Source organism: Lachnoanaerobaculum sp. Marseille-Q4761 (assembly GCF_017565785.1).
In the GTDB taxonomy this organism is placed as follows: domain Bacteria; phylum Bacillota; class Clostridia; order Lachnospirales; family Lachnospiraceae; genus Lachnoanaerobaculum.
Window position 1 is genome coordinate 1 of the sequence record NZ_JAGEKB010000007.1, and the last position, 11,260, is coordinate 11,260.

An 11,260-nucleotide genomic window follows, 5' to 3' on the forward strand; every position below is an offset into this window, starting at 1 on the left:
TAAATTCTGTTCTTTATTGTTTTTATACTATTTTTTATAAGATCCATTTTAGTTGCGTAATTCCTGTATAACCTACTTCCCATATAAACCATGCAAATGCAATGGCATTGCTTTTATACTTTTCAAATTCGGCATTTTTAGCACAGTTAAGTCTTTTGGAAAATACATATACCTTTTTTATAGGATAATTTTTAAATAACTCATATCTTTTTTGTCCCTCCAAAAATGCTAAGCGAAAAAGCATTGCTATTTTTACTTTCGGGACAGATATTTCAAGGGCGTGTTTTAGAAATTTATCCGCACAAAAATAAGGCGGATTCGTTACTATGTCTAAGGTATTTTCCTTAACTGTAAAAAAATCCACCTCTCTTTCGTTTCCATATCCTCTGTAACAAATATCTTCCGCTTTTACCCTGTATCCATGCTCTTCAAGTACCTTTGCGATATGCCCCTGACCGCAGGCAGGCTCATATATTGTTTCTCTGAAATTTTCTCTTATTAAAAGCTCCTTTGTTGCTCTTTTATCGGTGGCATAAAAATCCAAGACCTCTCTGTCTTTATCAAGTTTCATCAATGTATCAAACATAGATTATCTTCCCTGATACTTGGCAATAGTTTCTTTTATCTCGCTTTCAATGCCCGTTAAAAACGCTTCATTTGATGCTTTACCCAGTGCTATATCAGAAAGTTTAATTTCCCACTTAGCTGTTGTTTTAGCCGACTTAAAGTTATCCTCCACGATCTCTATAAGAGCTTTTCCTTTTTTGGTTGCAATAAGATTTTTCTTATCTCTTTCTATAAAATCCTTGGAAATCAAATTTTCTATAATACCTGCTCTTGTTGCAGGTGTTCCAAGTCCCCTTCGCTCAACCTCAGCCTCTTTTTCCAGAGCATCATTACCTGCCGTTTCCATGGCTTTAAGTAAAGTATCCTCTGTAAAATACTTTGGTGGTGTCGTATATTTTTCTTTTATCTCTTTATCCTTGATTTTAAGTACATCTCCTACATTCACATCAGGTAATACAACATCTTCATTTTTCTTTGAACCGTACTGTTTAAGATATTTTGTAAAACCTTCATCTGTAATAACCTTACCGCTTGCCTTAAATTCAAATACATCACCCTGACTTTCATATACAGCAACAATCTTTGTTATGTTTTCAATTAAGGGATAGCCTACACTTGCATGGAGTTTGTTTAAGATAAGTTTATATATTTTTCTTTCACTTTCAGGAATTGTGGACATATCTTCCTCTAAAGAACTTACTGTAGGTATGATTGCATGGTGATCCGTTACCTTAGCTGAGTTAAAAATAACTTTAATTCTCTTTGTATCAAAGTCATTTTTACCAAGTATATTATTTATCGTATTTATAATCATATCTTTCGAAAGATATCGGCTGTCCGTTCTGGGATATGTAATCATTTTCTTTTCATAAAGGCTTTGAACATAGTCAAGTGTCTGTTTTGCACTGTATCCGAAGTACTTGTTACATTCTCTTTGAAGTGTTGTTAGATCAAACGGCAAGTCGGGCTTTGTTATCTTCTCCTTTTTCTCCACATTTCTTACTACAATTTTATTTCCTACCACATTTACTAAATCTTCTACGATTTCAAGACTGTCTATTCTGTCTGTTGAAAGAGTAAAACCGGTAAAATAAAGCTCGCCTATATAATACTTCTCTTTCTTAAAAGCTGTTATTTCATCATCTCTTTTCACAATCATGGCAAGCGTGGGTGTCTGTACTCTTCCAACAGAATAACTTTGATTGTAAATAAGAGAATAAAACCTGCTCATGTTCATGCCTACAAGCCAATCCGCCTTACTTCTGGCAAGAGCTGATTTATATAGATCTTCATACTCTTTTCCCTCTTTTAGCTGCTTAAAGCCTTCCTTTATTGCCACATCTTCCATTGATGAGATCCAAAGCCTTTTGATATTCTTTTTACAACCTGCCTGCTCATATACAAGCCTAAAGATTAACTCTCCCTCACGCCCCGCATCACAGGCGTTAATAACCGTTTCAATCTCTTTAGAGTTCATCAGCTTTTTAAGAGTATTAAACTGACCCCTAGTTGACTTTACAACCTCATACTTATACTTGCCCGGAATAATCGGTAAATCTTCCAATCTCCACTTGCCATACTTTTCATCATAAGCCAAAGGACTTGCCATCTGTATCAAATGTCCCACACACCAACTTACAATATATCCACCTCCTTCATAGTATCCGTTTTGTCTGCCGGTTGCACCGATGACCTTTGCAATACTCATTGCAACACTTGGCTTTTCACATATCACTAAATTCATTTATAAATCCTCCTCATATAATCAAGTATTTTTTATTGAAAATTCAAGGTTTTTTGACCTTGTCTGTCTCAGTAAATAAGCCAGAGTTATGAACATTTCGGTGTATCTGGTACTGAAATAGCGGTAAAAGGGTACACGAAATAAAACGTCATTGTTTTTCGCTTTACTGGCCTTGTGTATACCCATCCCTCTATGGCAGCTAACCTCCTATATCCACCAGGATCATCTCTGTCTCCAGAGGTCCTAACTTCCTTCGTCCTGCCTGCCCATAACCAGGGTGTCAGCTATGCTCCTTTACGGGGTCATGCCCCATGGTTACAATTCCTGCCGACTACCGGCTCATTCTTTGTATTGTTGATTACTGACTCGCTTCCTGTACCAGCACTTTGATCAGTGGACGTTATCTGCTACATTCTGCTTTGTTTAGTGACCTCCCATAGGACGGCCGCTGTATTGATTACATTGTACGCTTATGCTACCTGCAGATATACTGCCGGTCTCTTTATATCACCAACCAGCTTTTTGGGATCATAGTCCACACCCTTGGTCAGCATTGCAAAGAAGACACGGAGCAGCTTTGCCGCCACAGCCATCAGCGACTGCATCTTCTTTAATGGATTCAGCTTTCTGGTTGTATAGTATGAGTGGAGTTCCCTGAATTCCGGATTCTTTGACACAAGAGACATTGCAACCTCGAAGAGCAGATATCTTAGTCTCTTTCGACCTCGTCTGCTTATTGTTGTCTCACCCTTATGTTTACCCGAACTATTCTCAACCAATGCTAAACCTGCAAGTTTCTGCAGTTCTTTGGGGTTATTGAAGCGGCTTATATCGCCCACTTCAGCCAGGAATCCCGACACCGTCTTGATTCCTACTCCCTTAATTTCCAACAGCTTTTCAGCCATTGGAATCTTTTTTACCAGCTCTTCAATCAGAGCTACTACTTCCTGAAGACGAGTATTTCTGGACTCATAATCCTCCAGCAGCATACGGATTTCCATCCTTGCAGATATTTCACCTTCTTTGCTTCCAACACTGTGCTCAGCAGCTTCTATCAGTGTCTTTGCCCTCGCTTTCCCAACTGCTCTCACCTTCGCATCTCTCCAGATTTGGTTCACCCCATCGATACCCAACGTCAGGATATCTTCCGGAAGTGGCGCCACCTTGAGAATCAGCATTCCGCTTTTAGCATCCGGCTGCCCGTACACTGTTTTGTATTCAGGAAAATATATATTGAACCAACGACTGATCCTATTCTGAATTCTTGTAAGCTCCGCTTGTAGCTGAAATCTCATGTTAGATGCAGTTCTAAGATCTGCATAAACACCCTCCGGCAGGTATGGGATCATGTAACGTCCCCCTCTAACTAGTCCTGCTATGACTTTCGGATCTTTACAATCGTTCTTTGTCGGATTGTTATCGTCGAGTTCTTTTGATTTCTTTACATGATGAGGATTCACAAGAACCGGCTTCATCTCGTTGTCCTAAAGGAACTTACCAAGATTGAACCAGTAGTGGCCGGTAGGCTCCATTCCCGGAACCACCTTGTCCTTACCATGCTTTTCTTTGATGTCCAGAATCCATGCCTTAAACATCACGAATCCGGCCTCATCATTACTAAACTTAAACGGTTTCTTAGAATACTCGATTCCTCGGTAATCAAAAGCTCTTGCATAATGCGTTTCACTTCCGACATCGATTCCGAGCACCAAAGTAGTTTCTGTAATTGCTTCAATTTTTGTATTTTGTGTGTTAGACTTCATTGTAGATACCTCTCTGTTTGATAAGATTTACCAACCTGCCAGTCAGTAGTCTTATTTTACTCTGAGGTATTTTCAATTTTCAACGTCCACCATTTAAATTATACAGGAAGCTCCTTTTTTGCATGAAAAAAGGCAATCGGAATTTTTCCTTCTGATTGCCTTTTGGTTTTTACTATTTACTTTTTTAATATTATTGCCTATTTTAACGCTTCTATTTGAGATACATAAGTTTTCACTCTCTTCAGCTTTTATGCGAAGTTTTTGTGGTTGTTTCAAGTTTGAACTTACATTTTATATATCTTTATAACCATTTTAAGTTGATTTTCAATAATCAATCAGACTCAGTAATTTAGTACTTATAGTAGTATTATATCTCTCATCGAATTTATAATAACACGCTCTATCACACCAATATTTTTCACAAATAACAACATCACAGTAAGGTATAGCAATTCGTAAATAAGCCAAATCATTAAAATCATGCCTATCAACATTTTTATTAGGATTATTATAAAGCTCAAATATTAATCTGTTATGAATATTAAAGCCTGGTAATTCTTCTAAATTAGCAATAGGTGATGTCATCTTATTATTTTGCTCAAATAATTTTCTAATATTTTCTTCCTCTTTTGGTTGTAAATTTTTAATTTTGTCTTTATAAACTTGGGTAAAAACGGTCCAAAGATATGTCGGGTATAAATATTTCTCTTTATACTCATCTAAATCCTTAATTTTATCTTTACATAATAAAAAACTTTCCCTTCCATTTTTATAACATTCATAGTAATATTCTTCATCTTCTGCAATATTATTGTTTATAATATTGCAGATTAAATCAAAAATTTCTCTATCACAAAAATATTCACTCATTATTCCCTCTATTGCTTTTAATTCATTTATCGAATGAAGCTTATTATCAAGCTTAGCATTAATATTTTCTGAGGACAAACCAATAATATTTATCCATTCTTGTTTAATTATTGTAGACTTTAACTTGGAAACATCAACATTTTTATTATTAATCCAATAATTAAACTCAATAGCATCAGTAGTCATATAATCATAAATCCCATATCCTCTAGAAATAGAAAACATTAGATCTAATATATTTTTCCTAGAAGTTTCATCCTTTCTCTTCATAGTTTCAGTAATATGAATAGATGATAATGGAAACGCCCAATTACCATTATCTATGTTTTCAACAATAACTTCATACAGTTTAATATAGTCATGAGCTTTTTCTTTGATTCCTTTTGCTAACTCAATCCATTTGTTTTGGTCTAAATAAATATATTTCATAGCTATGTGTCCTTACAATTATATTTTAAATCACTTTATTTGTATCTTTGTCCGTAAATATCATACTATATATGAACAAAAAAGGCACTATATTCTTTATCCTTTTTTACTCATCATCTTCATCCTCATAGGCATCTATTGCCATATCATCCACTTCTTCCTGCTCCTCTTTCTCCGGTGCTTCTTCTGGAACCTCTACATTATCCTCGCTTTCATAATCATCCTCAAGCTCGTTGTAATCCTCCTCATCCTCACTTTCTTCCTGCTTTTTCTTATAAATCTTAAAATAATATCCTGCCCCCACAACTGCCATGATAAGCAATCCTAAAAATATATAAAGCCCTGTGCCTTTACTTTCTTCCTTCTTTTTAGGCTCTTCCTTTACCGGTTCTTCTTTTGTTGCTTCTGTTGGTGCCGGTACCTCTTCTATCTTTTTTACTTCCTCTTTAAGTTTTTCTTTTGCTTCAACCATATTTAATAAATCATCTTCGCTAACTTCTGTAAGCAGCATGACATTTTGCCCTTCTTCATCATAATTAATGATTAGATGAAAGGTCTTTCCGGACTTTGTTTTAAATGTAATGAACTGTCTGGCATCGGCAAAATATTTGCCACTTTCATCCCCCGTACTTTCTCCATGATGAATAGGATAATCCTGATTGGCATTATTTACATTTTCTATAAGTTCCGCCTTTGCACTGCCTTCTGCTGTGGGAATACCTTTATTTATAGTATCACTTTGGCTGCCTACCTGATTATCACTTGGAGGCTCTTTTGCCTCCAGTTTATTCGGAAAGCGTACTTCCCTTTCTTCTTTATTATCTTTACTTGCTGTTTCCCGAGTCTCCTCAGTTTCTATTTCACTTTCACTAACCTGTGCAAAAGTATATGTAGGGTAAATATTCCCTATAATAAATATCATAAGTAAGCAAATAACTCCTACCAATCTTTTCACCCTATTCTTTTTAGATTTCATTTCCTTCATTCGTATCCTCCATGATTTTTTCTCTGTTTTCCTCTACTTCTTTAGAATTTTCCGGCTCTTTCATTTTCTTTTCACTTTGTCTTTCATTTTTGTAATTTCTCATCATTTCTAAAAACTCATCCAGTGAAATATCAATGCTTCTATATTCCTTTAAAACCTCAACCTGCTCCATTTCCTCCTGCTCTTCTTTAAGTATTTCCTGCCTCAGCCTAAGTTCTTCTATTTTTTCTTCTATCGCTTTTTGATTTTCGATATTCTTTTGATACTTTTTATTCAACTTCTTCCTCCTGTCATTTAACTCTACCGAAACCATAGAAATGTTCTATCCAGTAAGGTGTATTGATACTTACAAAGCGAATAGGATTGCCTGCATGTATCATCATTCCGCCTCCTGCATAGATACCTACATGGGATATCGGACTCTTGCTGTTATAAGTGTTTTTAAAGAAGATAATATCTCCCGCCTTTGCTTCACTTGGAGATATAGAATTACAATAAGTTTTATAAATCCCCCAAGCAGTGGTTCTTGGCATATTTTTAACTCCTGAATGCGTGAAACTCCAGCATACAAAGGACGAACAATCAAAGTTATTCGGTCCGTTTGCTCCAAATACATATTTTTTACCTATATGTTTCTCCGCTTCGTTAAACAATGCCTTAACCGTTACATCATCAAAGGCGATTCCCGGATTTGAAAAGTCGGGATTGTTTACAATCTCCGATAAATCTCCGTTATCGCTCCCAAAAACAAGTTCCATATTGCCTTTGCTTGAAAGCAGTGCTTCATAGTGAGCTAAATTGTTGGGATAGGAATTAAATACTTCTCTTATGATATCGTCCATTTCTCTTTTTTCTAAGTTTACAATGAGTTTTTTATATTCATAAGCTTCTTCACGGCTTTCTGTCTGCTCATTCCCCGCTTCATCAATATAGCTTGATGTAACGGTTTTATATCTGATTTCAATTTCTTCATTATAGGTCAATGTATACATTTGATTAAACAGCTGTTGTATTTCTCCGGCTATTTCAGATATTTCTTTTACCACACCATATCGAGATGTAATATAAGATAGCAACTCATGGACATTATGACTTATTTTTTCTTTTCCGTTTATTATATATTCATCATATCCCGGATTGGTTTCTTCTACGCTTTCCATTTCCTCTTGCAGGCCCTGTTCTAAAGAAGAAAATTCCTGATTGATATTCCTTAAGGTATCTTCTGAGGAAAGATAGGTCGTAGAAACGGTATCACTGATTGTTCCCGTTCCTATATTCATCACCATGCTCCCCGCCTGAAAGAGCATAAAAAATGTCCCTACCAACAAAAGTATTAGGAACATTATCTTTTTACTTCTTTCTTTTATAAATTCTGCAAACTTTTTGCTTCCCTTTGCTAAGGATTTTTTAAGCCCATTCTTTATCCTATCCTTATATTTCTTTTGAAGTTGCTTTTTATACTGCCTCCTTTTGAAAAACTGTCTTAACCTTGAAGTATTTTGATACTCACTACTTTTCTTAAGTTCTTCCATATTTTTCTTAAAAAACAGCTTCTTTTCCTGTTTTTCAATATCTTTTTCAAGCCTTACTATCCTTTTTTGTCTTTTTAACACGCTACTTTTTCCATGATTGTGGGCTTTTCTTGCAAGACTTTCTATGCCTTCTGTGGTCTTATGAGCGGCACTGACACCGGCATTGTCCTCTTGTCCACTTTCAAGATACCTGTTTACCGCTCCTACCGCAACTACTGCACTCTTAGAAGATATGCTGTCTTTACCTTTATTTTTAAGACGCTTTTCAAAGCTTTGCTTTTTATGCTGAAGCTTTAAAATCTTCTTTTCCTGTTTTCTAAATTTATCATTGGCTTTTTTTGAATATTCTTTAGGTTTAGGCTTTGAATTATCCGGTCTTTCTCCTTTATTATCGTTTTTTTCTTTTACTCCATACTTTGTGTTTAGAGGATTTTTCTTATTCTTAGTCCTTGTAAATTCTTCATCTTCAAAGTTACTTTTAAAATATTTCTTTGAACGTTTCTTTAAGCTTAAATCTTCTTTGTCATGGTTTTCTTTTAAGATTTTCTTATATCGTTTCCTATTTGCTTTTACTTTATTTTTAGACTTATCAGTTGTTATTGTGGCGGCATTTTCTTTATGCCTTTGTTCCTTGGCTGATACCTTTTGCAGATCTTTATCATCCCTAAAGTCCGTATTATACTGATTAGAAGCTATATTTTTATCTGTATCTTTAGATAAATCTTCATAGGTTTCTTTTTCTTTATTATAAAATCTGCCTATCTGTTTTTGCCTGACCTTTTTATCCTTTTTGGGCTCAAGAAAAGATTTGTCCTGATTTATATTTCCCTTACCCGGTATCTCATAAGAATCACTGCCTTTATTTAGGTAATGATATTTATCCTCTATATCCGTATGATTTATAAATGTTTTCTTAGATGAAGATGTCTTTACTTCAGCCGGCATATCATCTTTAATAAGAACACCCTGTTTTTGAACATTTTCTTTTTTATAACCAGTTTGATTTTTAGATGGAAAAGACTGTATCTCTTGATTTAACGGCTTTTCTCTACTATTTTTATACCTTATATTCTTTTTCTTTCTCAAGTTTTTTTACCTCACTTTCTGTCTTTCTTGCAAACCCTATGTATTCTGTATTTATCTTGGATTCTGCATACTGCTTCTCACTTTTTATCTTTTCCTGTCTCACTTAGTTTTGTTGTTATCAATGAGTACAGTTTTGTATTTTTAGGGAATCGGTCTATAAAGGGAACAATGGTATTTCCATAGAAGATTAAACCTTCTCCCTCATTACTGTTTGTTACATAGGAAAGCTGTTGCTTTGAAATATTAAGCTTCTTAGCCAGTGTATCTCTATCCGTTCCCGCCTGATTAAGCATCAGAATAAAGTCGGTATTATCAAAGATATTTTCAATCTCCGGACTTGCCAAGAGATCCTTGATATTCTGCGTTAAACCTGTAGGCATACCTCCCCATTTTCTAAAACGCTTCCAGATTTCTATAGAATAGTTGGCTGTTTGCGGTTCTTTTAAAAGAAGGTGAAATTCATCAACAAAATATCTTGTTGCTTTTTTACTTGCCCTATTTATTGTTACTCTGTTCCAAACCTGATCTTGTATTATTAACATCCCTATTTTTTTAAGCTGTTTTCCAAGTTCTTTAATATCATAGCAAACCACCCTGTTGTTTGTGTCTACATTCGTTCTGTGATTAAATACATTAAGGCTTCCTTTTACATAGATCTCCATCTCTACCGCAAGTTTCTTTCCTATTTCCTCCTCCTGTTTTCTAAGAAGATTATATAAATCTTCAAGTATAGGCATATTTTCAGGTATCGGATTTTCAAAATAGGCTTTATAAAGAATTGGCAAGCATCTATCAATAACTGAGATTTCTTCCGCACTTAGCTTTTTCTCTCCAACTACAAGTTCAAAAAGGGAAAGTATAAAATCAGATTTTAATGACAACGGATTATCTTCATCCGCATAGTCGGTGTTGATATCAAGGGGATTTATATAGTCTTTTGAAATCGGTGATATTTTAATAACCTGACCTTTTAAGGCATTAACAAGCGGAGAATATTCAGCCTCAGGATCTGCAATAATGATATCATCATCAGTAATCAAAAAGGCATTGGTAATCTCTCTCTTTGCCGCAAAAGATTTTCCGCTACCCGGTGTTCCAAGTATCAGCCCGTTCGGATTTTTAAGTTTCTTTCTGTCAGCCATGATAATATTTCGACTTAAAGCATTTAAGCCGTAATACAAACTTTCACCCTTAATAAAGAGTTCCTCCGTTGTAAAGGGAATAAATATAGCCACCGAACTTGTGGTAAGTCCTCTTTCTATTTCCACCTCATTTATTCCAAGTGGAAGGCTTGCAACAAGCCCCTGTTCCTGCCTGTAGTTTAAGTTTTTAATGTTACAGTTGTGCCTGTTTGCAATAGATTTTAATGTAAATACGGTATTTTCAAGCTTAGTCCTACTTTTACCTGTACTCATAATAAGGATAGTTACTAAAAACATCTTTTCATCATGATTTTGAAGCTCAGAAAGTAGGCTTTTTGCCTCCGCACCATAAGTTACAAGATCACTTGGCAGGATATCTATATCATATCCTGCTCTGATTGCTTTTTTATTTTCCTCAAGCTTCATCTTATCAAGATCGGTTATTTTTCTTTTTATGTTTTTAATCGCTTCCATTCTGTCAACAGCTTTGATATGAAAGGTAACGATAATATTTTCTTCCACCTCTAAAAATTCTGAAAGCATTTCATCCTTTATATCCGATGCTAAAATCTGTAGAAAGTTTACCTCTGCAAATACTTCTCCCATCTTAAAATATGTAGGCTTTGAAAAATTAAAGGAAGTCGGTACAATGTATTCCTTTGTTGTAAGTCCGCTGTATTTTAAATCTTCAAAGTTAAAAATAAACCTGTCATCAGGATTTAATATATCGTGAATGACTTTTAAGCGTTCTTCTCCATCAAGTACATAGCCCTTTACACCCATCTGCCTAAAGTTATTTAATATATCCGATTCTATTCTCTCCAGTCTGCTTTTTGCCTGCTTTAAATCCTCAGCTTTTATGGTAAAGGTTAAATACATATTTTTTGACAGTCCGTTATTTCCCTTGCTACTTTGATTTAGGAGCATTTGTCTGTATTCATTTCTTATCTCATTAAAATCATCCTCGGTTTCTTTGATATTAATAAGCTCCTTTCTTTCTTCATTTTCACCTATGCTGTTAATATAGTTAAACTCCACTTCCACACTTGAATCAAAGAAATTAAGAAAAGAAGAAAAGTCGGCAAATATCCCCTCCTGATCCTCTTCTTCCATAAGCCTATAATTAATATCAAAAAAGCGAA

General features: G+C 35.0%; 8 protein-coding genes and 1 pseudogene. All 9 read right to left on the bottom strand.

Features of this window, described 5'->3' with window-relative positions; all coding sequences use genetic code 11:
- Nucleotides 1-34: 34 nt before the first annotated feature.
- On the bottom strand, nucleotides 35-586 hold the full coding sequence (locus J4O15_RS15640; protein ID WP_208101500.1) for an NAD(P)-dependent oxidoreductase: 552 nt from the start codon (nucleotides 584-586) through the stop codon (nucleotides 35-37).
- A gap of 3 nt (nucleotides 587-589) precedes the next feature.
- Nucleotides 590-2,311 carry a DNA topoisomerase 3 gene (locus J4O15_RS15645; protein WP_208101501.1) on the bottom strand — a complete coding sequence of 574 codons (1,722 nt, stop codon included), beginning with the start codon at nucleotides 2,309-2,311 and terminating at the stop codon, nucleotides 590-592.
- 470 nt (nucleotides 2,312-2,781) lie between these two features.
- Nucleotides 2,782-4,074 (bottom strand): annotated as a pseudogene (locus J4O15_RS15650) (IS110 family transposase).
- 324 nt (nucleotides 4,075-4,398) lie between these two features.
- The gene (locus tag J4O15_RS15655; protein WP_208101504.1) at nucleotides 4,399-5,373 is read right to left on the bottom strand and encodes a hypothetical protein; all 975 of its coding nucleotides are present in this window, start codon (nucleotides 5,371-5,373) and stop codon (nucleotides 4,399-4,401) included.
- Nucleotides 5,374-5,479: 106 nt separating this feature from the next.
- On the bottom strand, nucleotides 5,480-6,358 hold the full coding sequence (locus tag J4O15_RS15660) for a CD1107 family mobile element protein (protein WP_208101506.1): 879 nt from the start codon (nucleotides 6,356-6,358) through the stop codon (nucleotides 5,480-5,482).
- A complete protein-coding gene (locus J4O15_RS15665) occupies nucleotides 6,339-6,635 on the bottom strand; it encodes a conjugal transfer protein (RefSeq protein WP_208101507.1) in 297 nt (98 codons plus the stop codon). The genes J4O15_RS15660 and J4O15_RS15665 overlap by 20 nt, the downstream gene beginning before the upstream one ends.
- 13 nt (nucleotides 6,636-6,648) lie before the next feature.
- On the bottom strand, nucleotides 6,649-8,976 hold the full coding sequence (locus J4O15_RS15670; RefSeq protein ID WP_208101509.1) for a C40 family peptidase: 2,328 nt from the start codon (nucleotides 8,974-8,976) through the stop codon (nucleotides 6,649-6,651).
- Nucleotides 8,948-9,079 (bottom strand): hypothetical protein, encoded by a 132-nt coding sequence (locus tag J4O15_RS16210; protein WP_279546400.1) that lies wholly within the window; start codon nucleotides 9,077-9,079, stop codon nucleotides 8,948-8,950. The genes J4O15_RS15670 and J4O15_RS16210 overlap by 29 nt, the downstream gene beginning before the upstream one ends.
- Nucleotides 9,054-11,260 (bottom strand): VirB4-like conjugal transfer ATPase, CD1110 family (locus tag J4O15_RS15675; RefSeq protein WP_208101511.1); only part of this gene is annotated, 2,207 nt, incomplete at its 5' end. The genes J4O15_RS16210 and J4O15_RS15675, both read right to left, overlap by 26 nt.